The 25321-nt window shown below is 35.7% G+C and carries 31 protein-coding genes; 14 read left to right on the forward strand and 17 right to left on the reverse strand.

The features are described 5' to 3' along the window. Window positions 1-36 precede the first annotated feature (36 nt). From ACOQN3_RS06665 to ACOQN3_RS06675, 3 genes are all read right to left on the reverse strand, one after another. Window positions 37-528, reverse strand: coding sequence for a DUF192 domain-containing protein (locus ACOQN3_RS06665; RefSeq protein WP_420545702.1), 492 nt, complete (start codon window positions 526-528; stop codon window positions 37-39). Between the two features lie 39 nt (window positions 529-567). Further along, window positions 568-918, reverse strand: a complete 351-nt coding sequence (locus ACOQN3_RS06670; protein WP_420545703.1) for a hypothetical protein — start codon at window positions 916-918, stop codon at window positions 568-570. Window positions 919-1111: 193 nt separating this feature from the next. Next, window positions 1112-2941 (reverse strand): PINc/VapC family ATPase, encoded by a 1830-nt coding sequence (locus ACOQN3_RS06675; protein WP_420545704.1) that lies wholly within the window; start codon window positions 2939-2941, stop codon window positions 1112-1114. A gap of 359 nt (window positions 2942-3300) precedes the next feature. Here ACOQN3_RS06675 and ACOQN3_RS06680 point away from each other — a divergent pair, with 359 nt between their 5' ends. Genes ACOQN3_RS06680 through ACOQN3_RS06690 form a run of 3 tightly spaced genes read left to right on the forward strand, consistent with a single transcriptional unit; the run spans window position 3301 to window position 5872 of the window. Continuing rightward, a complete protein-coding gene (locus tag ACOQN3_RS06680; RefSeq protein ID WP_420545705.1) occupies window positions 3301-4719 on the forward strand; it encodes a TldD/PmbA family protein in 1419 nt (472 codons plus the stop codon). A gap of 3 nt (window positions 4720-4722) precedes the next feature. After that, the gene (locus tag ACOQN3_RS06685; protein WP_420545706.1) at window positions 4723-5316 is read left to right on the forward strand and encodes a uracil-DNA glycosylase; all 594 of its coding nucleotides are present in this window, start codon (window positions 4723-4725) and stop codon (window positions 5314-5316) included. Then, window positions 5300-5872 carry a DNA-3-methyladenine glycosylase gene (locus ACOQN3_RS06690; RefSeq protein WP_420545707.1) on the forward strand — a complete coding sequence of 191 codons (573 nt, stop codon included), beginning with the start codon at window positions 5300-5302 and terminating at the stop codon, window positions 5870-5872. The genes ACOQN3_RS06685 and ACOQN3_RS06690 overlap by 17 nt, the downstream gene beginning before the upstream one ends. On the opposite strand, the gene ACOQN3_RS06695 is transcribed toward ACOQN3_RS06690, so the two are convergent. Next, window positions 5869-6504 carry a VTT domain-containing protein gene (locus ACOQN3_RS06695; protein ID WP_420545708.1) on the reverse strand — a complete coding sequence of 212 codons (636 nt, stop codon included), beginning with the start codon at window positions 6502-6504 and terminating at the stop codon, window positions 5869-5871. The two genes, ACOQN3_RS06690 and ACOQN3_RS06695, sit on opposite strands and share 4 nt — an antisense overlap. 89 nt (window positions 6505-6593) lie before the next feature. Here ACOQN3_RS06695 and ACOQN3_RS06700 point away from each other — a divergent pair, with 89 nt between their 5' ends. Both ACOQN3_RS06700 and ACOQN3_RS06705 read left to right on the forward strand, forming a co-directional pair. Next, window positions 6594-6968: a hypothetical protein gene (locus ACOQN3_RS06700; protein WP_420545709.1), complete on the forward strand. Its 375-nt coding sequence runs from the start codon at window positions 6594-6596 to the stop codon at window positions 6966-6968. A gap of 138 nt (window positions 6969-7106) precedes the next feature. After that, window positions 7107-7400: a hypothetical protein gene (locus ACOQN3_RS06705; protein ID WP_420545710.1), complete on the forward strand. Its 294-nt coding sequence runs from the start codon at window positions 7107-7109 to the stop codon at window positions 7398-7400. A gap of 4 nt (window positions 7401-7404) precedes the next feature. Here the strand turns inward: ACOQN3_RS06705 and ACOQN3_RS06710 are convergent, their stop codons facing one another. Next, window positions 7405-8358 carry an ABC transporter ATP-binding protein gene (locus ACOQN3_RS06710; protein WP_420545711.1) on the reverse strand — a complete coding sequence of 318 codons (954 nt, stop codon included), beginning with the start codon at window positions 8356-8358 and terminating at the stop codon, window positions 7405-7407. A gap of 238 nt (window positions 8359-8596) precedes the next feature. Here ACOQN3_RS06710 and ACOQN3_RS06715 point away from each other — a divergent pair, with 238 nt between their 5' ends. The 3 genes from ACOQN3_RS06715 to ACOQN3_RS06725 are packed head-to-tail and all read left to right on the forward strand — an operon-like array spanning window position 8597 to window position 10694. After that, on the forward strand, window positions 8597-9109 hold the full coding sequence (locus ACOQN3_RS06715; protein WP_420545712.1) for a transcription elongation factor NusA: 513 nt from the start codon (window positions 8597-8599) through the stop codon (window positions 9107-9109). Window positions 9110-9118: 9 nt separating this feature from the next. After that, window positions 9119-10405, forward strand: coding sequence for an aspartate--tRNA(Asn) ligase (gene aspS, locus ACOQN3_RS06720; protein WP_420545713.1), 1287 nt, complete (start codon window positions 9119-9121; stop codon window positions 10403-10405). Between the two features lie 40 nt (window positions 10406-10445). Continuing rightward, window positions 10446-10694: a hypothetical protein gene (locus tag ACOQN3_RS06725; RefSeq protein ID WP_420545714.1), complete on the forward strand. Its 249-nt coding sequence runs from the start codon at window positions 10446-10448 to the stop codon at window positions 10692-10694. Between the two features lie 7 nt (window positions 10695-10701). Here the strand turns inward: ACOQN3_RS06725 and ACOQN3_RS06730 are convergent, their stop codons facing one another. Beyond that, the gene (locus ACOQN3_RS06730; protein ID WP_420545715.1) at window positions 10702-10833 is read right to left on the reverse strand and encodes a hypothetical protein; all 132 of its coding nucleotides are present in this window, start codon (window positions 10831-10833) and stop codon (window positions 10702-10704) included. A 161-nt stretch (window positions 10834-10994) separates the two neighbouring features. On the opposite strand from ACOQN3_RS06730, the gene ACOQN3_RS06735 reads away from it, so the two are divergent. From ACOQN3_RS06735 to ACOQN3_RS06745, 3 genes are all read left to right on the forward strand, one after another. Further along, window positions 10995-11273 (forward strand): hypothetical protein, encoded by a 279-nt coding sequence (locus ACOQN3_RS06735; RefSeq protein WP_420545716.1) that lies wholly within the window; start codon window positions 10995-10997, stop codon window positions 11271-11273. Between the two features lie 74 nt (window positions 11274-11347). Further along, complete coding sequence (locus ACOQN3_RS06740; RefSeq protein WP_420545717.1) at window positions 11348-11491, forward strand: hypothetical protein; 144 nt, start codon at window positions 11348-11350, stop codon at window positions 11489-11491. Beyond that, window positions 11491-11814, forward strand: a complete 324-nt coding sequence (locus ACOQN3_RS06745; protein WP_420545718.1) for a VOC family protein — start codon at window positions 11491-11493, stop codon at window positions 11812-11814. The genes ACOQN3_RS06740 and ACOQN3_RS06745 overlap by 1 nt, the downstream gene beginning before the upstream one ends. 37 nt (window positions 11815-11851) lie before the next feature. Here the strand turns inward: ACOQN3_RS06745 and ACOQN3_RS06750 are convergent, their stop codons facing one another. From ACOQN3_RS06750 to ilvB, 5 genes are all read right to left on the reverse strand, one after another. Then, the gene (locus ACOQN3_RS06750) at window positions 11852-12481 is read right to left on the reverse strand and encodes an HAD hydrolase-like protein (RefSeq protein ID WP_420545719.1); all 630 of its coding nucleotides are present in this window, start codon (window positions 12479-12481) and stop codon (window positions 11852-11854) included. 85 nt (window positions 12482-12566) lie between these two features. Then, window positions 12567-13580 carry an isocitrate/isopropylmalate dehydrogenase family protein gene (locus tag ACOQN3_RS06755; protein ID WP_420545720.1) on the reverse strand — a complete coding sequence of 338 codons (1014 nt, stop codon included), beginning with the start codon at window positions 13578-13580 and terminating at the stop codon, window positions 12567-12569. 41 nt (window positions 13581-13621) lie between these two features. Further along, the gene (locus ACOQN3_RS06760) at window positions 13622-15127 is read right to left on the reverse strand and encodes a 2-isopropylmalate synthase (RefSeq protein WP_420545721.1); all 1506 of its coding nucleotides are present in this window, start codon (window positions 15125-15127) and stop codon (window positions 13622-13624) included. Further along, the gene (gene ilvN / locus ACOQN3_RS06765; RefSeq protein ID WP_420545722.1) at window positions 15124-15606 is read right to left on the reverse strand and encodes an acetolactate synthase small subunit; all 483 of its coding nucleotides are present in this window, start codon (window positions 15604-15606) and stop codon (window positions 15124-15126) included. The genes ACOQN3_RS06760 and ilvN overlap by 4 nt, the downstream gene beginning before the upstream one ends. 9 nt (window positions 15607-15615) lie before the next feature. After that, window positions 15616-17313, reverse strand: a complete 1698-nt coding sequence (gene ilvB, locus ACOQN3_RS06770) for a biosynthetic-type acetolactate synthase large subunit (RefSeq protein ID WP_420545723.1) — start codon at window positions 17311-17313, stop codon at window positions 15616-15618. Window positions 17314-17519: 206 nt separating this feature from the next. Between ilvB and ACOQN3_RS06775 the strand changes: the two genes are divergently transcribed. Beyond that, window positions 17520-17921, forward strand: a complete 402-nt coding sequence (locus ACOQN3_RS06775) for a nuclear transport factor 2 family protein (protein ID WP_420545724.1) — start codon at window positions 17520-17522, stop codon at window positions 17919-17921. 18 nt (window positions 17922-17939) lie between these two features. On the opposite strand, the gene lsrF is transcribed toward ACOQN3_RS06775, so the two are convergent. Genes lsrF through ACOQN3_RS06790 form a run of 3 tightly spaced genes read right to left on the reverse strand, consistent with a single transcriptional unit; the run spans window position 17940 to window position 20296 of the window. Further along, complete coding sequence (gene lsrF, locus ACOQN3_RS06780; protein WP_420546607.1) at window positions 17940-18908, reverse strand: 3-hydroxy-5-phosphonooxypentane-2,4-dione thiolase; 969 nt, start codon at window positions 18906-18908, stop codon at window positions 17940-17942. A gap of 24 nt (window positions 18909-18932) precedes the next feature. Continuing rightward, a complete protein-coding gene (locus ACOQN3_RS06785; protein WP_420545725.1) occupies window positions 18933-19961 on the reverse strand; it encodes a zinc-dependent dehydrogenase in 1029 nt (342 codons plus the stop codon). Window positions 19962-20002: 41 nt separating this feature from the next. Next, window positions 20003-20296 carry a V-type ATP synthase subunit F gene (locus ACOQN3_RS06790; protein WP_420545726.1) on the reverse strand — a complete coding sequence of 98 codons (294 nt, stop codon included), beginning with the start codon at window positions 20294-20296 and terminating at the stop codon, window positions 20003-20005. An 87-nt stretch (window positions 20297-20383) separates the two neighbouring features. On the opposite strand from ACOQN3_RS06790, the gene ACOQN3_RS06795 reads away from it, so the two are divergent. Continuing rightward, window positions 20384-20683: a hypothetical protein gene (locus ACOQN3_RS06795; RefSeq protein WP_420545727.1), complete on the forward strand. Its 300-nt coding sequence runs from the start codon at window positions 20384-20386 to the stop codon at window positions 20681-20683. 7 nt (window positions 20684-20690) lie between these two features. On the opposite strand, the gene ACOQN3_RS06800 is transcribed toward ACOQN3_RS06795, so the two are convergent. Beyond that, window positions 20691-20942: a hypothetical protein gene (locus ACOQN3_RS06800; protein WP_420545728.1), complete on the reverse strand. Its 252-nt coding sequence runs from the start codon at window positions 20940-20942 to the stop codon at window positions 20691-20693. A 52-nt stretch (window positions 20943-20994) separates the two neighbouring features. Next, window positions 20995-21300 carry a hypothetical protein gene (locus ACOQN3_RS06805; protein ID WP_420545729.1) on the reverse strand — a complete coding sequence of 102 codons (306 nt, stop codon included), beginning with the start codon at window positions 21298-21300 and terminating at the stop codon, window positions 20995-20997. A gap of 34 nt (window positions 21301-21334) precedes the next feature. Between ACOQN3_RS06805 and ACOQN3_RS06810 the strand changes: the two genes are divergently transcribed. Continuing rightward, window positions 21335-22084 carry a metallophosphoesterase gene (locus tag ACOQN3_RS06810; RefSeq protein ID WP_420545730.1) on the forward strand — a complete coding sequence of 250 codons (750 nt, stop codon included), beginning with the start codon at window positions 21335-21337 and terminating at the stop codon, window positions 22082-22084. Here ACOQN3_RS06810 and carB read toward each other — a convergent pair whose 3' ends face one another. Beyond that, on the reverse strand, window positions 22085-25219 hold the full coding sequence (gene carB, locus ACOQN3_RS06815) for a carbamoyl-phosphate synthase (glutamine-hydrolyzing) large subunit (RefSeq protein ID WP_420546608.1): 3135 nt from the start codon (window positions 25217-25219) through the stop codon (window positions 22085-22087). It abuts the gene before it with no gap. Between the last annotated feature and the right edge of the window lie 102 nt (window positions 25220-25321).

A 25321-nucleotide genomic window follows, 5' to 3' on the forward strand; every position in this document is an offset into this window, starting at 1 on the left:
CTTCAATTAGAAATCACAAGATAAGGTTTTGCAATTCTAAATTGAAATAATGGTTAAAACAGAATCTTCAGTAATATTATTCTGATCTACAAACCCAGCAGTAACTTCTAGAACGTATAGGGCCTCACCTTCAGGCACAACACTCTGACAAGTTGTAATTTCTAGTGCAGTTTTGCATGGAGGAACGTCTTTTTCGATATGCACTATTTTGCCATTTTCATCAAACCACATCATATCAAGTGGAAATTGCATGTTTAGCATCCAAAGTGAGTACAGCCCAGGCTTGTCAAAAACAAAGATCATTCCTTGATCGGGAGGCAATTGATCCTGAAACATCAATCCACGAACTCGTCTAGGTTCATCATCGGCAATCTGTACTTCAAGTGGCACATCGTCAACTTTTATTGTTCCTCGAGGAAACTCGACTGATTCAAGTTTACTATCTTGTGGAATTGATAAAAGTCCCACAACACCAACTATTACAGCGGCAATTGAAATTGGAATTAATGCCTGTGCTCTTGTAGTCAATAAATTAACTTAACGAGGTCCTTTTAAAAACTAAGAGTGTCACAATACAGAGCTTTTAAAATCCTTAATTGAAGACATTGCGCTTTTAGTTTCATTTCCAATATCATGAATGGTAGCCCCATTATACTTTTTGTCAAGATACCTACCTGCAATTATCATCGGCCCTCCTACTGCGCATGTAACACCTGTAGGTTCAGGAACCCACAACATAAGAAACCCAATCTTTTGAAGTTTCTTTCCAGGTGCTGAAGCCTTTTGAAGCGCACCCAAGGAACGGGCTGTACGTGTGTCATCCATTTTTGCCATATCAGCATACAAATCAGATCTACGTTTGGCCGAATCAGAGAATTTACGAATTTTATCTAGTCTTTCCTTTAGAGCATCTGGCATACAAAGGGAACTCTAGAAAAAAATAGTTAAGATTCAAAGATCAACAACCATTACATCCAAGTCAACAAAGAATAACCAAGAAAATGACTGAAAATAGCGAGCATAACGAGGAATTACTAACCAGATCAAAATACAATTAAGCATATTGAGGTCAGCCAGAGGTCTGATAGAAGGCCTCAAAAATTTGAGAATTTTAGAAATCTTTGAGGGAAATTTTTAGATCATTTTGAGAGGAACTCAATTCCATTATGCTACGCCCAGCATCAGAACGTTTTGGGATTTTTATCTGACCTTTTCTTCCAATCCTCACAGAAGTTACAAAGTGGTCACTGGCATACACATCAACATATCTAGATGCATATTCTCTGTTAACAGTTAACAGAAGAGCAGTCTTTGATTCAGAAAAAGTAAACGGTAACTCACTTGCAGAATAAGACATAGAAGATGATTCTTCTGAATCTTTTGCAACCACATCCACATGTACATTCAGAAATCTTTCAATGTCGTTGATATTGGAACCATTTCTTCCTATAATTGAAGCAATACACTGTTCATTAACCAACACCTTTACCCTATTTGCAGATAAAATTTCCACCTGTGCGGCAGGATCATATTTTCTAAAAGTGTCTCGGATTTTATCTTCTGCAAGTTTTTCAATTCCGACGGCAGTGTTTTTTTTAGATACAGGGACAATAACATTTTCTTCTCCAAACGTATAGATCTCATGTTCAAGTGAATTATCTTCAAAATCCCTGATTTCAATTACAGGTCTTGCCAAGTCAGACTCAGTCATCCCAGATGGAACCTTGACTTTTAATTCCAAGTCATAGACTTTTTCAATTTTTCCATCTTTGACAAAAGCAACAGTATCTAAAATACTAGGGATTATTCCTAGCTCAATTTTTCCAATGAATCTCTGAATTGCATCTAATGGAGAATTAGCATGAACCACTCCAACCATTCCAACTCCTGTCAATCTCAAATCAGCAAATGTAGTAAAATCCTCACGTCGTCTCACCTCATCAAAAATAGTATAATCAGGACGTACAAGAAGCAAAATATCAGCTGCATTTTCAAATGTTCCTTCAAGTTTACCGTATTGAGTGATTCCAGAATCAACTTGAAGGTCTCTAGGAGATTCAAAAGTTTTTACAATTTTTCCTTGATGGTGATAAAAGTTTGCCAATCCAGAAGCAAGAGTACTTTTTCCAGATCCAGGAGGACCAGAAATAACAATTCCTTCGGCACTATCTGAAAAACGTTTCATCAATGATTCAGAGACATCATAATCATTCAGAGAGAGTTTTACAATAGGATGTACAATGGTTATTTCAAACAATTCCGAAAATGGAGGATAGGTAATTGCAATTCTATAATCACCATATTGAATGACAGAAGCTCCAGCTTTTGAAATGTCAACAGTTCCTGCATCAGAAACATTTGAAGCATCAAGTATTTGAGAGAATATCAATTCCAGATATTTTCTATCAAGAATCTCACCACCCAAATCAGTCAGCAAAAAAGAACCAGGTTGTCCTCTTTTTGCAAGGGGGGTTTGATTTTCTTTTAGATGGACACTCATTGTTTGCTCATCAAAAAATTTCAAAAATTCAAGTGGTTCAGTTTGTATAACAGATTTCAGATAGACTGTATCAACATTGTTGATTTGAGCCATTAAATGTTGGACATTATCTGAGGTGTAAAGGACTGCATCATATTTTTTTGCCAAGTCAATAATTAGAGAATCAATTCTACCAGATGCAGCAAGTCTGATATCATCAAGTGAAGGATGACCACCTTGAACAGAAACTGTCAACCCAAAATCGCGTGATAGTTTTTGAAGTTTCTGAATCTTTTCAATTCCTATGAAACCTTTTTCTTTTTTATTTGATGCCTGAGATTGGATTTCATCAAATACTGCCTGAGGTATTATGATTTCAGAGTTTCGTATAGAACCAGACTCTATCTGAGAGACCAATTGATCATTGATAATAACACTAGTATCTGCGACAATTTTTACCAAATTTTGAATCAATTTTAATGAAATATTTGCCCTAAATTACTTTTTCAAGAAAAGAAAAATCATCAGATTTTCGACTTTTGCCAAGTTCTGAACAATACTAAAAGAAAACAAACTTGGAGAACTAAATTCACTCACTATCTTGAAAAAATGCATAAGAAGTGATACAAAAAAACATGGAAAAAGAACATGAGAAAAATAGAGATTTCTACGAAAATTGCAGTAAATATTTTGAATTTTTGCGCAAAAAGGGAGTCATAGACTATGAATTTGAGGATGAGTACTATTTCACCATGCCTGCAATATCAAACAAGTAGCAGCAGCATCATAATGTATAGGAAGGCCCACAAACATATTCAATCATGGAATCGCAGTTACAAGATTTAGCAGACAAAACAATCAGATATCTCAGAGATTATGGTGTTGATTATTGCGATGTACGTGCAGAGCAATATGAAAGAAAATCAGCATTAGTAGAGAACAATAATACAGAATACATAAAGACAAACACAGATTCAGGAATAGGCATCAAAATAGCAAAAAATGGTTTTTGGAGATTTTGCTCCATAACAAACCCAAAATCCATGGACCAAATCAAAGAAGAGATAGACAAGTATCTTACAAAAAGTTCACAGACAGAATCTGATAAAAAATCCATAGAACTGTATCCAAATTCAACAGACAAAGTTACGATAGACTTTCCAGTTTCAAGAAAACCAGAAATGGATGAGATGGTGAACTTGGCAATAGAGTGCAGTAAAATAATTTTATTAACGCCAAAAATTATCAAATCAACAATAATTCCCACATATACTGTAAATTCAAAATATTTTGCAAATAGTGAAGGTTCGCAGATTTTGCAGAACTATACAGACACAATTATCGAAATGGCAGCTACTGCACATGAATCAGGTCTAACTCAATCGGTCAACATAACAGAAGGAGGCAGAGGAGGACTAGAACAGATTACAAAAAAAGAAAAAGCCCAAGAGGCTGCAAAAGAAATTTCAAAAAAAGCATCACAGTTAATTGATGCAAAACCTGTAAAAGAAAAAAAATCCAAAGTAATAATGAATCCAGATTTTGTTTCATTACTTACACATGAGATATTAGGTCATCCATCTGAAGCAGATAGAGTTCTAGGACAAGAAATGGCATGGGCAGGAGGAGTATGGTGGAAAGGGAAAATAGGAGAAGAAATAGGATCAGAAAACCTCAGTGTCTTTGATGATCCTACCATCAAAGAGAGTTTAGGGTGGTATTATTTTGACGATGAAGGAGTCAAAACCAAAAGAACGTCTTTGATTGAGAATGGAATTTTAAACAATCATTTACAGAGCAGAGAAACTGCAGCAATTTTTAACACAACACCAACAGGAAATATGAGAGCTACAAACTACAAATTCATGCCATTAATCCGTATGGCTTGCACGTGCATACAAAAAGGAGATTGGAGTGTAGATGAGATGATAAAGGAAGTAAAAGACGGATACATGATATCAAACATGAAGATACCTTCAATTGATATGAAAAGATACAATTGGAGCATTTCATGTCAATATGCACAGAAAATTGAAAATGGAGAGATTGCAGATTTGCAAAGAGATGTGATCGTCATGGGGACAGCACCAGAATTCTTTAATTCAATTGATGCTTGTGGAAATGATTTTGAAGTGAGACCCATAACTAATTGTGGGAAAGGAGATCCGATGCAATCAATGATAATGGGAAATGGAGGACCTTCAATACGAGGAATTGCAACAGTAAAGAGTGTCAATTAGAATATGGAAAGCAAATTAGAAAAGATAAGAGAACAGGTAACAGACTGCAAAAAATGTGATTTGTGGAAAACCAGAACAAATGCAGTTCCAGGAAAAGGAAATTTTCATTCAGATGTGGTTTTCATAGGCGAAGCGCCTGGAAGAAGCGAGGATAACAAAGGAGAGCCATTCATAGGAGCAGCAGGAAAGAAATTATCACTTGCATTAGAAACTGCAGGCATAAAAAGAGAAGAAGTATACATAACAAATGTAGTCAAATGCAGACCTCCCAACAACAGAATACCTAATGTTGAAGAGAGAAAAATATGTAGAGATTATCTGGAAAAAGAGATTTCAATAATCAAACCAAAAATAATATGCATTCTAGGCAACACTGCTTTTAACTCGTTGTTAGGAGGATCAGAGATCACCAAATTCAGAGGAAAAACAATCCAAAGAGAGGGACAAATCTATTTCCTAACCATTCACCCTGCAGCTACAATATACAATCAGGAATTAATCTCTGTTTTAAAAAAAGACATGATTAATCTCTTTGAACTGATAAAAGCAATCAAAAATAATGAAACAATAAGGATAGACATTGAAAGCCATTCCTAGAGATTTTTATCAAAAAGATACCTTAGTTGTGGCAAAAAAACTACTTGGACAAAGAATTGTCAGAAAAATTGGAGACAAAGAGATGTCTGCAATAATAACAGAAACAGAAGCCTACAAACACGAGGATGATCCTGCCAGTCATGCATATAGAAGAATTACAGAAAGAAACAAAGTCATGTTTGGAGATGTAGGAATATCATATGTCTATTTCACATATGGAATGCACTACTGCTTTAATGTGGTTGCAAAGAATCCAAAGACAAAAGCAGGAGCAGTATTGATACGTGCTGCAAAACCTGAGAAAGGAATAGAAGAAATGATGAAAAACAGGAACATCAAAAATTCCAAAAATATCTCAGATGGTCCTGCCAAACTAGCACAAGCATTGAACATCACAAGAAAAGATTATGGGTCAGATCTTACAAAACAAACAGACCTGTTTATTGCAGAAGGGATAAAAAACATAGGAAAAATTTCATCATCTCCTCGAATCGGGATAAAACAAGCTACAGAAAAATTATGGAATTTCAAAATAACAATACAAGATGAAATTTAGTCTTCTTTGTTGTTTTCATCTAATGTCCAAGGAGCAAATCGTCCAAGAATTTTCTGCCAGTCAAGACGCAAAAGCAAAATTATTACGCTTGTCATCATAGCACCAAAAATTATAATTCCAATGTAAACAGGTGTTGCATCATCAATATTCTCAAGGAAAGGTTCTACCAAAGATAATCCAAGATAATGAGAAACAAAAACAATAACATAACTTAGAACTATTTTGCCAGTAAGAGTAGCAATAAAGAACCGTTTTGGACTGTATTTTGCCAATCCCAATGGGACATAAACCAAGTCATCAGGAATTGGCGTTGCAGCTGCAAAAAATGCAGCACCTGCCCCATATCTTTTTACCAGGCGTTCAAACGGACGCATTCTTTTTCTAGTTTTTTCATTAATTATTTTTCGTCCTCCATAACTAACATAGAAGATTATTTGTTTAGCAGCAGTTGCAGTAACAGCAGAAAGTATTGCCAAAACATGCAGATCAAACTGATCACCCACAGACATCGTAGCTAGCAACAAAAATCCAGGCAAGGGAACAAAAGGTACCAATGAACCAAAAAAATTCACCAATCCAAGACTAAGATAACCTACTTCAGGCGCAAATGGAAATAGGTCAACAAAATCCACAAGTAAACTGTTTTAGAGTAATATTTAATCAAAACTAGACAATCAGAGAGAATAATCATTAAAATAACATTATTTTTCAAAAAAGTCAAATGGCAAAAAAACAATATGAAAAAATCTGTCAGGACATATCATCAATTAGTCCATTTATCAGATTTGTAGGAATAGTTGGAGAGAGTGGAGAGTTGTTAGCATACAAACGGAGACCGGATTTGGTTCCATTATTAAATGAAAAAGATACAAAATACCAATTTTCACATATTGCAATAAAAACGGATCTTGAAGGATTTTTTGATAAAAACTTGGGAGAAACAGAATTTGTATGGGAGGAAAGAAAGAAAGTTCAAACAATTTCATTTGCAATTAAAAAAATCAGAATTTGGATATCAATTGATAAAAAAGTGATTAGATCAGAAGTATTACGAATAATAGATTCCTGTTTGCCTTTGGTCAAAGAACATTCCTGAGTGCATGGAAATTTGAAATGCCCATATTGTGATGTAGATTTGGATTCAATGAGCATGAATAAAGGGCTAAAACATATTCTGGAACACAAAAAAGAAAACCAAAACTAGACTTTTTAGTATCAAGCAGGAAAAAGAATCATGAAAGTATCTGACGAGATTCAGGAATTAATTGATGAGGTAAGTTTTAGAAAATCAGATTCAAAAGACTATGAAAGAATGAAGATTGAAGAGATAAGTAGAGAGTTCAAAGAGATAATGAAGTTTCAGCAAGAAAGTTTTAGAAAGATTGAAGAATTTGAAAAGACAAATCAAAATAAAACAGAAATTGCAGAATACATAAAATTACTTTGTAACAATACATTTCAAAGAGAAATTATGCAGATTCAAGAAGTATATCTCAAGAAAATAGATGCAAAATATCCAAGATCATAACGACTTAGGAGAAAACAACATCATTTTCATCATAAAGCCAACAACGGACATATCCAGTGTCAGTTTTAAAATGAGGTGGAAGTTTTTTACATTTTTCAATCGCTTCAGGGCATCTGTCAATGAACCTGCACTGCGTTGGCGAGTCAAGCAAACTAGGGGGATTGCCAGATATGTAAGATGGGGCAGAATCTCCTTTCATACTTGGGATTGATTTTAGCAATCCTTTAGTGTATGGATGTTTTGGGTTTTTGTAGATTTCCTCAGAAGAACCAAACTCAACTATTTGACCACCATACATAATTCCGATGACATCGGCAATTTCAGATAAAACCGCAAGATCATGTGTAATTAGCATAAAAGACATGCCTCCTTTTTTGAGATTCTTAAACAGGTTCATTATTTGAGATTGAATCAAAACGTCAAGCGCAGTTGTGGGTTCATCAGCAATTACAAATTTTGGCTTTAAAATCAGAGCCATGGCAATAACCACCCTTTGTTTCATGCCACCACTAAGTTCGTGAGGGTATTTTTTTAGAACATCATTATCTAGGTTTACTGAATATAATGCATCATGAATAATGGATTCAGAATCACCATCAAAATGAAATTGTTTTAGGATTTCAGAAAATTGTTCTTGAATTGTAAAAACAGGATCCAGTGAATTCATTGCGCCTTGAAAAATCAACGAGATTTTCTTCCATCGGTATTCGTTATCAAATTCAGATTTTTTTAGCTCAAGAAGAGATTCATTCTCAAAAATAATTTTCCCACTAACATGACCATTTGAAATAGCCTGGATTAAAGATAAACCCAAAGTACTCTTACCACAAGCACTTTCTCCTGCAATGCCAATAGATTTTCCAGACTCTAATTCAAAATTAACATCATCTAGGGCATAAACAGGTCCTTTAGAAGAATCATATCGGGTGTTGAGTCCTAGAATTTTAAGAAAAACCACAAACTCCATTCATAAAGCTAGAATTTTTATCTTGCATTCTAACTACATCAAAACACATAGTTTATTCAATTACCAGCCCATTATTAGATGACTTGTAGGTTAGTTTAGGCCCATTTTAGCAAACAAGTAGAGTTTTTACCAAATAGAATTGAAAAATAGATACTTGTTGAAAAATTCAAAATGTTTAGCAACACTAGGGATATAAACAACTTTAACAGAATGATAAAAGTCGATTCAAATGAAGCTTCCAATATGTATTTTTGATGCGAAAAATGCAGTCCTATGTCCTCAATGCGAGAACAAGGTAGAATCAGGAGAAATAACAAAGGCAGATGTAGATGCATCGATCATTCTTGCAAAAATTGCAAAAAAAAATACAGAAATTGAGAACTTTACAATGCATTCATGTAAGGAATTTCAGGGCAATTTTGTATTATCATTTGCAAAAAATGACATAATGGCAATCAGACAAAGCAGAACGCTCTATAGAACACTTCAGGAACAGTTTGAAGGAAAGATTTGGCTTGTCGAGGCAGATGAAACAGATAAAAAATTTATCGAAGATTTGTTCTTTCCTACCAAAATTTTATCAATTAATTCAGTATGGGCTCCAGGTGGGATCCAAAAGACAAAAGCAGTAGTATCAGGAAGATGGACTCCAAGGTTCCCAATAGACACAGAAAAGGTAGTTGAAATTGTAAAGAATGTCCGAAACCTTGACATTGAGATAGAGTTTGAGGATAAGAGATAGGTGCGAAAAATGGTTTTTGTTAAAACTCATGACATTTCAGAATTAGACGATAGTTTGATTGGATCACAAGTGGTGTTAGGCGGATGGGTAGAAGATTTACGAAAATTAGGAAAAATGACTTTTATTACTTTACGTGATGTATCAGGAATTTCTCAAATCATAGTCAAAGGAGAATTAAATGATAATCTTGGAGAAGTAAATCGACAGAGCGTAGTGAGTGTAAAAGGAATAGTTCAAGAGACAAAAGCAAGAGATTTTGCATTTGAGATTAAAGCAGAGCAGATAGAGATTTTGGGCAAAGCAATACATCCACTTCCAGTAGATCCTATCGGCAGAATAGAGAGCAACATAGACACAAGATTAAATCACAGAGCATTAGACATGCGAAACCAAAAGACAGCATCAATATTCAAACTTAGACATCATGTCTTACAGTCATTGCGTAAGACCCTTACAGAAAAAAAATTCATAGAAATCACAACTCCAAAAATAATAGGAAGTGCAAGTGAAGGAGGCGCAAATCTTTTTTCATTGGAATATTTTGGAAAGAAGGCATATCTTGCTCAGAGTCCTCAACTTTACAAAGAACAAATGACCATAGGATTAGAAAGGGTTTTTGAAATTTCAAATTTTTACAGAGCAGAAAACTCACATACAGGAAGGCATCTCAGTGAATTTACAAGTATAGACATTGAAGCTGCCTTTATGGATTACAACGATGTAATGGATGTTTTAGAATCATTAGTACTTGACGTATACAAATTCACATCAGAAAATTGTAAAAAAGAACAACAAGAAATAGGACATCAAATTGAAATTCCAACAGGTCCATTTGAGAGAGTAACATACAACCAATGCATAGATGAACTAAAAAAAGAAGGAGAAAATGTAGAATTTGGAGATGATTTACTTGATTCACATCTAAGAATCATAGGAAAGAATCACCCAGGATTTTTCTTTTTAACTGATTGGCCCATGAAGTTAAAACCATTTTACATTAGAGAAAAAGACGAAGACCCTGAACTTTCACGTTCGTTTGATCTTCAGTATGGATATCTAGAACTATCTTCAGGAGGAACAAGACTTCACAATCCAGAGATGATCAAAGAGAGATTAAAGGAGCAAGATTTGGATCCATCCCAATTTACAGATCATTTAAAGGCCTTTGACTGGGGCATGCCACCACATTCTGGTTGGGGAATGGGATTAGACAGACTAATGACCACACTGATTGGAATCGACAATGTGCGAGAAGTGGTTTTGTATCCAAGAGACCCAGACAGACTCAGTCCGTAAACCCATTCATATTTTTATTACAACTATTTGAGATAAGCATATGATAGAAGCTGAAGATGCAAAAAAAGTAGTAGAAGTAATTGGGAATAATTTGATAGGAGTTTCCCATGACTCTAATAGTTTTCAAAAATTACCAGACTCTTTTTGGGGATATTTTGCAAGAGGTCATGACAAAAAAGGGACTTTCGGAGTAATCGTGACATATTCAGAAGATGGAACAGACGTAGATAAAATCCTCAAAATGTATGAAGAATGGGCACAAAAGAACAAAACTGAAAAAACAGAATAAATCAAAATTATTTTGTTTCCTGCAGGAGTTTTCGATAACCACTACATTCTTTGCATATTGGTCTTCCTTTGTATTTAGGATTTCCATCTTTGATTTTTAGTGTTCCAGGATTGATTTTACAAATACAACATACAGCCATATTAAGAAAAACATGGCAACATCTAATAAAAATTAGTATTTTTGAAAAAAAGATAAATTCAAAGAAAAAGATCAATAGGGTTGTACAAGTGTGATTACTGTGGCTCATCTTTTGGAGACAGAATATGTTATTTTTGTGAAAAAAGTTGCTGTACATCATGCATGACAGACGATAGGACACGTTGCAAGGATTGCTATATCAAGAAAAATAGACTCGGGTGGAAAAAACTAGTCAAAAAAAACAAAGTGGTGCTGATATTTGTAGCATTTTTGTGGCTTTATGCAGTTTTTCCAGGTCCATTCTTACCAGGTTTAGATCCTACATTTTATACAATATCTCTTGTTGCAGCATTACTCATAATGATTCCAGTAGGATTAGCATTCTTCTTTTGGTCTCTAAATCCACCTACCTCAGATGCAAGAAAGAAAAGAAAAGAATAGAGACATAAAAACAAAATAAATAGTGGATCATCAAAGAAAAATCACTAATATGCTAGTATGAATAAAAAGAACTGTTGACAGAGCCTATTCCAAGTGGTTTTTCATCAATAACATCACACATAATTATCAAAGGATGTAGTAACGCTATTGAGTTTTACAAAAAGGCATTTGACGCAGTGGAGATTTACAAAAGCCTCATGCCACAGATGGAAGAGTAATGCATGCAACGATACAGATAGGTAATTCTTTTGTAATGGCAGCAGATGAATTTCCAGAAATGGGAGCAACTAGCCCCAACACAATAGGAGGCACATCAACATCACTTCACATATACACGCAAGACGCAGACAAAATGTACAATCAAGCAATAAAAGCAGGGGCTACGCCAATTATGCCAATCAATGACATGTTTTGGGGAGATCGTTACGGACAAGTGCAAGATCCTTATGGACATAGATGGGCCATTGCAACTCACATAAAAGATGTCACACCAGAAGAGATGCAAGAGGCTGCAAAGAAGTTATTTTCTAAAAAAGAATAAAATCAAAATCATTCTAGAATAAAAATAGAAAATAATTCTAAGAGAAAAGAATATCACGCAACTCTTCAGGAGTGTCTACCATGAAATCAGGATTTTCTTTTAAAAGAGCATCTTTACTGTTGTAGCCCCAGGTCACAGCAATAGAAGATATACCAGATTTTCTAGCAGCTTCAACATCACGAACTTCATCACAAACATAACACACATCATTCTTGGCAAATGAATACTGTTTGAGAATTTTATTGATTACATGACTTTTTCCAAATACGTTTTTTCCTGTATGAATAAAATCAAAAAAATCAATTTTATTTTTAACAAGAAATTGCTTTACATTTTCTTCAGTATTAGAAGTAAGAATACCAAGATTTCGTTTATTATCTAAATGTAAGTCAGACAAAAGAGGGAAAATATCAGCAGTCAATTTCATGTTTATGATTTCTTTGTTAATTTCGGAATGAATTTTTCTAATCCAAAATGGAAGCTTAAAAAATGAGATGCCAAGATGAGATAAAATTTCAGTTGGTTTTTTTCCTTGCAAATAAGGAACATCTTCAACAGAAATTGTCTTGTATCCAAAATGATCAGCATGATCATTTACTATTTTTACCACAGTTTCCAGAGTGTCTGCAACAGTTCCATCAAAATCGAAGATGACAGTGTTTTTCATTTTACAATACCATCTAATTCAAGAATATCACAATTGTCAAAAGACAAGAATTTATTCATAGGTGTAAACATGTTTTAAAAAAAGGTTACAGTTTGTCTGTAATCTGTTTTGTGAATTCAGTAGTACTCATCTGACCTCCAATATCTTTGGTTTTAATTCCAGATTTCACAAGATCAAAAATTGTATTTTCTAATTTCTCACCAATTTCAAAGCATTTGGTATCTTGATGTTTTTTTCCAAGCCAATCAAGCATCATCTTTATAGAAAGTAAAAAGGACGAAGGATTTGCAATATTTTTACCCGCAATATCAAATGCTGCACCATGAACAGGTTCAAACAGAGCAAATTCATCACCAATGTTTGCAGCTGGTGCCATCCCCAATCCTCCAACTACTTGAGAGGATTCATCAGACAAAATATCACCAAAAAGATTAGTGGTTACCACAACATCAAATTTTTCAGGTTGTCGAATCAAATTCATGGCACATGCATCAACATACATTTGTTCAAATTCAATTTCAGGGTAATCTTTAGATACTTCAAGACACGATTTTGCAAACATTCCGTCAGTTATTCTCATAACATTAGATTTGTGTACACAAGTTACTTTTTTCTTAGAATTTCTCTGAATAGCAGACTCAAATGCATATTTTGCAATTCTCTTTGATGCAGCCTCAGAAATAATTCGAAGTGCAACAGAAGAATTACCCAAGCTGAATTCTTTTCCAGTATAGAGATCTTCAGTATTTTCTCGCACTATTACTAGATCAATATCGTCACGTAATGCAGGCATATGCGGATAGGATTTGGCAGGTCTAATGTTGGCATAAAGGTCAAGCATTCTACGAAGAACAACTATGACATCAGCTGCGCTCTCACCAACAGGTGCCTTCATGCAGGCATCAGATTTTTTGATATAGTCAACTGTATCGTCAGGAAGAGCTTTTCCAGTTTGTTCTAATGCTTTATCTCCTGCAAATAACTGAGTAATGTCAAACTTTAGACCGAGTTTATCATGAATGGTGTTTAAAACTGAGATTGCAGATTCGGAGAGTTCTGGACCTATGCCATCTCCAGTTATCAAAGAAACTTTGTACATGAACTTTAGTCACACTATGGGAATTTTAGGATTTAGTTTGTTTATTTGTCTTTTAGCATTTTTTTGAGCATGACACGATTTATTCCATCAATAACTGCTTTTACGCTAGTAGTTACAATATCAGCACCTATTGATTTTGCTGAAACACTATTTCCCTGAGTATCTTCTATAACGGTTGTTACCTCACACATAGCAGTAGAGCCACCAGAGATAGATGCCAAACCATAGTCTTTGATTTTTAATTCAGAGATATTGCCAGTGATTTTTTCAATTGCATTGAGTGCAGCATCAACTGGACCCACGCCATAGTCAGTTCCGATAAAGTCCTTGCCATCTATGTTTAGTTTTACAAATGCATACGGCATTGTTCCAATTCCAGTGGAGACAGAAAATCCAACTAACTGAACGATTTGCTTTATTCCTTTTTCACCCAATATGTCACTAGCAATAGAAAGTAATTCAACATCAGTGATTTGTTTTCCTTGATCACCTAATATTTTCACTTTATCTAAAATCTGTTTTGATTGCTCATCAGTTGGTTTGATTCCATATTCTCCAAGCATTGCATTCATACCATGAATTCCTGCATGCTTTCCAACTTGGAGCCATCTTTTTCGTCCTACTAATTCAGGGCTGATTGGTTCATAGGTTAAAGGATTATTCAAAACACCATGAGTGTGAATTCCAGATTCGTGGCCAAACGCATTGTCACCTACAATTGCTTTATTTGGTTGTACTTGGATTCCTACAATTTTAGAAACAAATCTAGATGTTTCATAGATTAATTCAGATTTGATGTTAGTTTCATATTTTTGATCATAAGGCAAGCATTGTAACGCCATGGTGAATTCCTCCAAGGATGCATTTCCAGCACGTTCTCCAATTCCATTAATTGTTACATGTGCACATTGAGCTCCTGCATGAATTCCAGATAAAGCGTTTGCAACTGCCAATCCAAAGTCATTATGACAATGAACACTAACTGGAAGATGAGTAGCATCAATTGCATCGCGAGTGATTTCTGCAATATATTCAGGAGTAGAATACCCTACAGTGTCAGGAATATCAATTCTGTCAGCTCCTGCTTTTGCAACTTCACCAAAGATTTTTTTTAGAAATTCCCTATCTGTTCTAGTTGCATCTTCTGCTGAAAACTCAACTTGTAGCCCTCTAGATTTCCCATATTCTACTGCATCAATTGCTTTTGAGAGTGCCTGCTCCCTAGTCATCTTCAACTTGTGCTCTAAGTGAATATCAGAAGTTGCAATGAATGTGTGAATATAATTTAGTCCTGCATCTATGGCAGCATCAATATCTTTTTTGTTAGTTCTGGCCAATCCTGCAATCTCGCAAGATAGGTTCTCTTCAGTAATCATCCTAACTGCCTTTAGTTCACCCTCAGAGATTACCGGAAAACCCGCTTCTATTGCATCAACTCCCAACAAATCGAGTTTTTTTGCTATTGAGAGTTTTTGATCTGGAGATAACGAAATTCCAGGCGTTTGTTCTCCGTCCCTTAGGGTGGTGTCAAAGATCCTAATTTTCATACGCCACTTCTCTCCAAGGCAGCTACACCAGTTCTAGCAACATCAATAATGCCAAAGGGTTTTGCCAATTCTTCAAAGGCTTTAATTTGATCAGGGGTTGCAGTTAATTCCACCATAAGAGAGTCTTTTTTTACGTCATGAACTTTCCCGCCATAGGCATTAGCCAATTTGTTTACTTCCATGCTATCATTTGCATTAGATAGTTTGATCTTAAAAATACTTAATTCTCGGTAAACAGTCTTGTTTTCATCTAATTGTTTTACTTCTACAGTATCAATCATTTTGTTGAGTTGTTTTACAATTTGTTCAACTTGTTTTTCATTACCATATGTAGTAATGGTCATTCTTGAGTAATCAGGATTTTCAGTAACTCCTACGGAAATACTGTCTATGTTAAAATTCCTAGATCTGAATAGATGAGTTACCTTAAACAAGATACCAGGTTTATTTTCAACTAATAAAGTAAGAATTGCCCACATTATACATCACTAAGAAGGTAGGATCATATCCGAAAGCGAGGTTCCAGGAGCAACAAAAGGCAACACATCCTCTTCAGGATCAATTGGAATATCAATCACTGTAGCGACATCGCTATTCAAAGCAGTCTTGATTGCTTTATCAAGCTCATCCATAGATTGAGCTCTTATTCCTTGTGCACCATAAGATTCAGCTAATTTAACATAATCAGGACACTTACCTTGATCAACTCCAATCATTCTTCTATCATAGAATGTTCTTTGCCATTGAGCTACCATTCCCAATGTAAAGTTGTTTAAGAGAAATACAATAACTGGAATATCCTCTAAAACAGCTGTAGCAAGAGAATTTTCAGTCATACTAAAACTGCCATCACCTGCAATGTCAACTACTGGAACATCAGGTTTTGCAACTTTGGCACCAATAGCAGCAGGAAATCCCCAGCCCATAGTTCCTAGCCCAGTTGAACTAAAGAAAGTGCCAGGTTGAATTACATCATAGAAAAGTGAAGCCCACATTTGATGTTGTCCCACCTCAGTTGTGATTATTGATTCAGAAGGTAGTAGTTCTCGTAATTTGCGTAAAATTTTTGCAGCACCCATCTCACCTGGATGAAGTTTCAAGTTTTCTCTCCAATAGTCCTTTGTTTCTTTTACATGTTTAAGCCATACAGATTCTTCAGTTTTTTTAATTGAACGTTGCAAAAGAAGTTTTACCATTATTCGAAGTGACGCACGAACATCTCCAACTACTGCAACTTGAGTGCTCTGATTCTTGCCAATTTCAGCTGGATCAACATCCATGTGAATAATTTTAAGTTGTTTTTCAAAGGATTCAAAGCTACCAACAGATCTGTCAGAAAATCTTGTTCCAATTGCCAATACACAATCAGCTTCTGCCATCACTTTGTTTGCTTCTGCATGTCCATGCATTCCAATTGGACCCAACGATAATGGATGGTTTTCAGGAAAAGCACCCTTTCCCTTAAACGTTGTAACTACTGGAAGCATTAAAGCCTCAGCTATTGCTTGTAGTTCAGCAAAAGCCGAAGAGATGATAGTACCACCTCCTGCAAGGATTACAGGTTTTTCAGAATGAAGCAACATATCAATTGCTTTTTCAACTGCTACAATATCAGGATCAGTCCAAGGATGATAACCTTGAATCTTAAATTCATCAGGAAAAACCATCTTATCTTCATTTTGTTGTACATCCTTTGGGATGTCAATTAACACAGGTCCAGGGCGGCCTGTCTCTGCAATGTAGAATCCTTTTTTCACAACATCTGGAATTTCACCTGCACTACGTGGTTGAAACGCATATTTTACAACAGGATTTGCCATTCCAATAATATCACTTTCCTGAAATGCATCCCTTCCAATCATCTCCACTGGTACTTGGCCAGTAACTGCAACCATTGGTGCAGAATCAGCTTGTGCAGTTGCAATTCCTGTCAGAATATTAGTTGCTCCAGGTCCAGAGGTTGCAAAACAAACACCAGATTTTCTGCTGACTCGACCAAATCCATCGGCCATATGTGCTGCAGATTGTTCATGGCGAACTAAAATATGCCTAATATCACATCTCGCAAATTCATCATACATAGGAAGATTTGCGCCACCAGGCAAACCAAATACCTGCTTGACGCCTTCCTTTTCCATGGCCGTCATCAAGGCCTTTGCACCACTCATATTTTCCATTTTATTCATCAAATCAATCGCCATAATTTTAATCTAGTACGATATAGACTATGAAAAGTCTAGTTCAGAACCTCCAACAGAAGAAAAAGAGACGATACTGCTGGAATCATGATAATGAGAGGTTATTTTTCATAATTAATATAATTATCCCATGTAAAAAAATTGGAATACAGACAGAAGATTTAAACTGTAATTTTTTCATTCAAAGTACGGTTTTGTCAGACAACGAAGAGATCATAAAAATTATTGAAACATTATTCGAGTCAGGAATAACAAAAGACTTGTCAAAATTAAGAGACATCCACCTCAATGATCCAAAATTTTCAAGTTTTAGTGATCTTCCACCATATGATCTAAAAGATTATCAAAATACCATTGAATTAGAAGAACTGCGTTTTGTAAGTATTTCAGATTACTCATACGAAATAAAAAATCCAAAGATAAGTATTTTTGGGAATGCAGCAATTGTCGCCATGGAATTAGTTCAGAAGGGAATGTTGATTGACAACAAGGCATACACAGGAGAACATATGATGATTAATGGGCGTGCGACATTTGTGTTAATAAAACAACCAACATGGAAGATCGCACACATACATTTATCAAAAATTTCTTAAAATTATTTTCTTTGCAGTCTAGGAGCTAGGTTTGTTTTGGTTGTTTGGTTTGTTTTTTGATTTGTTTTGGTTGTTTGGTTTGTTTTTTGATTTGTTTTGGTTGTTTGGTTTGTTTTTTGATTTGTTTTGGTTGTTTGGTTTGTTTTTTGATTTGTTTTTCTGTTGTTTCTTAGTTTTTGATTCTTCACTAACTAATTTTTTGTAGAGTTTGAAAGCTTGATCTACGTTGCTATTCCCATGAACAATAGATCTCACAGCTCTAATCATTGCAACAGGATGTTCAGATTGCCAGATATTTCTCCCCATATCAACGCCGACAGCTCCACCTTTAATGGAATTGTAAGTCAGTTGTAAGGCATCACGCTCTGGAATTTTTTTTCCACCTGCAACAATTATTGGAACAGGGCAAGATTGCACTACTTTTTCAAAGTCCTTACAATAATAGGTCTTGACAATATGAGCTCCTTGCTCTGCAGCCATCCTACATGCCAATGATAGATATCGAGCATCTTTTCCCAATTCTTTTCCAACAGCAGTTACTGCAAGAACTGGAATTCCATATTGTTCTGCTTCGCTGACTAGTTTTCCAAGATTTACAACTGTTTGATATTCATATTTTGAACCTACAAAAATAGACATGGCCAGAGCACTTGCATTAAGCCTTATTGCATCTTGAATAGAAACGGTAATTTCTTCTTGAGATAAATCATCACCAATAATACTTGAACCGCCAGAGACTCTTAACACCATTGGAGTAGGAGTGGTAGCAGGAACAGAAGTTCTCTGAACCCCTCTAGTTAACATTAAGGAGTCACAATATTTCAAAAGAGGAGCTATGACTTTTTTTGGATCCTCTAGTTTTTCAGTAGGTCCGAGAAAATACCCATGATCTACGGCAAGCATTAATGCACGATTATTTTGTGGTTTGATTATAGATGATAATCTATTTTTTAATCCCCAATCCATTGTCTTCGATTTTGACAGAATTAAAACGCCTCTCTTAAGCCTTTCTTATTTTGTAATTATTATTTTCATTGCCTTTTCACCGCTACGTGCATGATCAAATGCTTTTTGAGAATCAGAAATTGAATACGTATGAGTGATTAATTGTTTGACATCAATTTGTGAGGATTCAATAAGACTCAAAGCTTCTGCAGTATCCTTGTCTGATGCAGCATAACTAGTTACAAGAGTAATTTCTTTTGAATAAATTTTGTTCATATCTAAATCCATTTTTGCACCTTTTGAAGGAACACCAAACATCATTACAGTTCCCCCTTTTCTAACCATATCAATAGCGTCTGCAAGTGCCTGTAAGCTGCTAGTTGCAACAATAGCAACATCAACACCTCTATTTTCAGTATGGTCAAGAATTTTTTGTTTTCTGTTTTCATCTGCAGAATTAATGGAATCTGTAACGTTGAATTTTTTTGCAAAATTTAATCTAAAATCATTTACATCAAAACAAAAGATCTTAGAAAATTTCTTTGCTTGTGCAATCATAACATGCATCATTCCTGTTGGACCTACTCCAAAAATAGCAACAGAGTCACCTTGATGATAACTGTACTTACTCCACGCCCTTACACAACATGCTAGAGGTTCAATCATTGCAGCCTCCTCAAAGGTCAGAGAGTCTGAAATCTTCAATACCCCACCGTGACTCACATTCCATTCAGGAACAACAAATTTTTCTGAAAGTCCACAAGGAGAAAGATTAGTCTCATAATATTTTTGACACATAGTCTCATTGCCATGTTTGCAATAATGGCAATCATAGCAAGGAACGTGATGATGAGTAAATACCCTATCACCTTTTTTGAATTTAGTTACACCAATACCTACCTCCAATACAATTCCTGCGGGTTCATGACCTAATCGCATTGAAGGTTGTCCGTATTGACCAAAAACTTTCTCCAAATCAGAACCACAAATGCCACATGCTTCCATCTTTACAAGTATGCCCCCATCACCCAAATCAGGACTTTTAGTTTCATCAACAGAAATGACAGAAGGTTCCTTAACAGATGCAGTTTTCATAATATGTTCTCAAAATTTTGATTATAAGTAGATTAAAAGGATTAGACACCAAGAATTTTCTTCAACATAACCCTATAGTCCACCTCAGTTTTTTCACTGCCAGCTGCAGGTAATGCAAATACCAAAGTGGATTTTTCGGCACGAAGGGCTGTAAGTTCATCGTTGATAGATTCAGTAATATCATCACTAACGAGAATCAAGCCTACATCAGAGTCTTCCGTGAGTTTGTTAATATCATCTAGAGCCTTTTGCGGGGTTTCAGAAATAATCCCAGGAACACCTGCAAGTTGGAAACTAGTTACAAAAGATTTGCTCCCCACAGTAAAGATTTTCACAGTTGTGTTTCTTGTTCATTCTAATTTAACCCTTTTTGGAGTAGCAGATCAGGAAAGATTGATTTAGTCAAAGAAAGAACTCTGATCATGGGAGAAATTGATACTCAAAAAGATGTTTATCTGTTCCTTCATGGAAAAATGGATCTAAAAGACAAAGCTACCTCAGTTCTTGTTTCAAAGGGTTTTTCCGAAGACAAAATCACAATGGCATCACCAAACAAAGTTGGAAATGTAGGAGATTACATGGCAATGCTATGGATGCCACCAAACCCAGATCACATAAAGATTCAAAAGATTACAAAAGTTGAACAGGTAGAACCAGAAGGAATGATCGGTCTCTGGAAAGGTGTCTCACAAGAGGACATTGAGAGCGTACCATTATCATAAAAGATAGTTAGCTAAATCCTGCACCAAACTCGTTACCTTTTTCTAAAATATCGCCAGAATCAGAATTTTTTAGTTTTCTAAACAAGAGTGTCTCATATACTAGCTTCATTGCCTTGTCATCATCAAGATTGCAATCCTCTTTGATTATATTCTTGTATTTTTCCAATTTTGTAAGATCCTGTTCATCATGGGAAATATCATCATGAACCATCAGGTTTGCTATTTTTTCAATTTCAGAATTTTGTTGGCCCTCGTCCATGATTATCAAAGGAAATTCTAGTTATTAACACATTCGAATAATTATTCTACAATCAAAGATCAGACACTACCCCAAAGATAAAATCAGAAAACTCATCATCAGAAAAAACAATTTGTTCAAATGAATTTGATTCTATCGCAGGTTTTGCAGATTCCAAATGATAACAGGTATTTTTTCCATTTAATTTTGCAAAATAATAGCCAGGACATGAACAATAATTCATGTCTGGTTCAATCCAATGCTCTTCTCCTTTTCCCACCACGGTCCAGATTTTTCTTTGACTGGGTTCAAAAAGATGCAGTTTGATGCGTTTCTCATCAAGCATCATCTGTATTCGGTCAGAGTCATCATTACTCATAAGAATTTAATCACATGTCTACAGTATAACCTTGATGATACAAACAAGAATCATCCCATCAAAACCAGCATTGGTTTTAGAAGGCAAGAAAAAGAGCCTTGTCGTATCAGATATCCACATAGGTTTTGAAAGCAGCATGGCTACAAACAAGATCTTCATTGGGAAAAACTCTTCGACTCAAGAAACTATTCAAGAAATTACACAAATAGTAGACGATGAGAAACCAGATTCAATAGTTTTACTAGGAGACGTAAAATCAAGTATCAAAAATATCTCAAAAATCGAATGGGATGAGGTTCCATTTTTTTTCAAAGAGATCACAAAAAAATGCGAAGTCGTACTGGTTCCAGGAAACCACGATGCAAATATTCACAAGCTAGTTCCAGACAATGTGTCTCTGATTAGCTCCACAGGAATGGTAGAAGAAGACATACTGTTGACTCATGGGCATACAATGCCATCTGAGAATTTTTCACACGTAAGTAGAATAGTAATGGGACACCTTCATCCAGTATTTTTTCAAGAAGATTCAATTCTAAACGGTCAAAGAGTATGGATATCAATTAAAACAGAGAAGGAAAAAATATTTCCAAATAAAACAGGAGAATTAGAGATTACAATAATTCCGTCATTTAACAAGTATTTTTACGCTACAACCAAGAGAAGAAGCAAAAAATCAACATCTCCAATAGTAGACAGAATCAAAACTACACTAGCTGCAAGAATCGTAACATTGGACGGAGTCATAATAGGAAATGAATCGATGATTAATCAAGTGATATGATTAATCGTATTTGTCATATGGTAAAATAGGATTCCTTGTAGTTTGATTTGTTTTACGCCACTCTAATGTCTTTACAAAAGAGTCTGCAAGCTCAATCGTAGTCAACACGGGAATTCCAAGCTCAATGGATTTTCTTCTAATTTGGTATTCATCATCTAACATGCCGACGTATTTTTCCAAAGTAGAGGTACTTGGAATGTTGATAATAAAATCAATTTTTCTATCATACAAAAGATCTGCAATGTTTGGCTTTCTCTCAGGTTCGGATATCTTGTGAACAATTTCAACTTCACCAATTTGTTCCTTAAAGAATTCAGCAGTATGTTCAGTTGCAAGAATCTTGAATCCCAGTTGTTTTAAGAGTGCAATGGATGCAACAAGTTTTTCCTTGTTCTGAGCGCCGCCAACAGTTACAAGTGCTGTTCCTTTATCAGGAAGATTGTAACCAACCGAAGTCAGTCCCTTTGATAATGCATCATAGAAACTATCTCCAAAGCATGCAGCCTCTCCAGTAGATTGCATTTCAACTCCCAGGGCAATGTCGGCACCATCTAGCTGCATAAATGAGAATTGCGGAACTTTGATTCCATAATTGGATATTTTTTGCCATTTGTTTTCAGGAATTTTGGGAAGAGGTTTATCCAGTATTGCCTTTGAGGCCAAAGATATGAGATTAGTTTGGACAAGTTTTGAGACAAACGGCATTGAGCGTGAGGCTCGAATATTCAATTCAATAACATACACCTCATCATCATGTACAAGAAATTGGAGATTAAATGGACCTTTGACTTTGAAGGTAAGAGCAATTTTTTTGGTATAATCATTTATGGTCTCAATTATTTTATTGCTGAGCCTCCATGGCGGAATGCACATCATTGCATCACCAGAGTGAACCCCAGCACTATCAATATGCTCTACAATGGCCCCTATCACCACTTGATTGCCATTACTAATTCCATCAACGTCGACCTCAAGGGAGTTTAGCATGAACTTTGAGATAACTACAGGATGATCAGGGGATACATCAGTTGCTTCTTTTACATATGTTTTGAGTTCTTCTTGGGACCATACAACCTTCATCGCTGCACCAGACAGAACATAAGAAGGCCTCACAATAACAGGAAAGCCCACTTCCTGTGCAAATGATTTTGCCTCATTAAGATTTGAGAAAGCTTGCCAACGTGGTTGCTTTATGTGCAGTTTGTCTAGCTCTGCACTAAACTTTGAACGATCCTCTGCTCGGTCAACGTACAGTGCGTTTGTTCCCATAATGTTTATCCCGTGTTGCGAAAGGCCAAGAGTCAGGTTGTTTGCAGTTTGTCCACCTACACAAGTAATGAGTCCCTTTGGATTTTCAAAATCAGTAATGTCCAGAATTCTTTCTTGAGTTAATTCCTCAAAATATAATCGAGTACAAATATCATAATCAGTTGATACAGTTTCAGGGTTGCAGTTTACAACAGAGACAGTCTTTTCACCGTTTTCTTGGAGTCCCCAGACCATGTTTACAGTTCCCCAATCAAACTCCACACTGCTTCCTATTCTGTAAGGGCCTGCTCCCAACACAACAATTCCTTTTTCATCTTCTGGAATTGAAACGTCATTTGAGTCACCCCCATATGTAAGGTAAAGATAATTTGTAACTGCAGGCCATTCAGCTGCTAATGTATCAATTTGTTTTACTGATGGCAACACACCTAATTTTTTTCTCAAAGTTCTAACTTCATCGGGAGTCGTCTCTTTGACACGTGCAATCTGTTTGTCTGCAAATCCCAGCTTCTTTGCTTGCCACAAAAGGCCTATATCAAGTTCTGAGTCTTTTAGTTGAGATTCAAGGTTTACAATGTTTTTTATTTTTTCTATAAACCAAGGATCAATGGAAGAAAGTTTATAGATTCTATCAACTGAAATGCCCATCTTCAGGGCAATTGCAACGTTATACAAAATTTGATCATCATGATGAGAAAGTTCAAACTCTATTTCCTCCTCAGTGTAACTCTTACCAGTTGCACGATTTAGAACTAATCCATCATTTCCAATATCCAACATCCTGATTGCTTTTTGAAGAGACTCCTCAAAGGTTCTACCCACTGCCATCACTTCACCAACTGATTTCATGGTAGGTCCAAGTCGTCTATTCGCAAGTTCAAATTTACCAAAGTCCCATCTAGGATGTTTGCATACAATGTAGTCTAAGGAAGGCTCAAAGCATGCAGTAGTACTTTTTGTAATTCGATTTACAAGCTCAGATAAATCATAACCCAAACCGATCTTTGCAGACATGTATGCTAGAGGATAACCAGTTGCTTTGCTTGCAAGAGCAGATGAACGTGAAAGTCGTGGATTAATCTCTATTGCAACATATCTATCTGAATCAGGTGCAAGTGCATATTGAATATTACATTCGCCAACTATTCCCACATGTTTTGTAGCTCGTAATGCAGCAGAACGCAACATGTGATACTCGTGATTATCAATTGTCTGTGATGGGGCAACTACGATATTGTCACCAGTATGAGCTTTCATAGATAATACATTCTCCATGTTGCACACAATGACGTTGTTTCCTCCATAATCCTGCATTACCTCGTATTCAATCTGCTTCCAGTGTCCAATGTATTCTTCAACTAATACTTGACCTACCAGACTAGCATTAATTCCCCTCTCAACAATTTCATGAAGTTCGATTTCATTGTGAGCTATACCTCCACCTCGACCTCCAAGAGTATACGCAACTCTAATAATTACAGGATAAGATAATTCTTCTGCAATTTTTTTTGCATCATCAAAATTAGTTACAGTCTTGCTTCTCAGTACAGGAACATCGCACTCTTTCATAGAATCCTTGAACAGTTGTCGATCTTCTGTTCTTTGAATTCCTGGAATTTGTGTGCCAAGTACCTTAACTCCATATTTTTTGAGAACACCAGATTCCTCTAGCTTTACACCACAATTAAGAGCAGTCTGTCCACCATATGCCAGCATAATTCCATCTGGTCTTTCCTTTTCAACAATAGATTCTACGTACTGTGAGTTTACTGGAAGTAAGTAGACCTGATCTGCAAACCTAGTATCAGTTTGAATGGTAGCGATGTTAGGATTAATCAGGACACTTTTGATGCCATCTTCCCGTATTGCTTTGAGGCATTGGCTTCCGGAGTAGTCAAATTGACGGTCGTTTTTAGCGACTCTCGCCGGCTTCTCCGATTTTTATTGCCCCACTACCCAACACAAGAA

Source organism: Candidatus Nitrosopumilus sp., assembly GCF_965223225.1.
Lineage (GTDB): Archaea > Thermoproteota > Nitrososphaeria > Nitrososphaerales > Nitrosopumilaceae > Nitrosopumilus.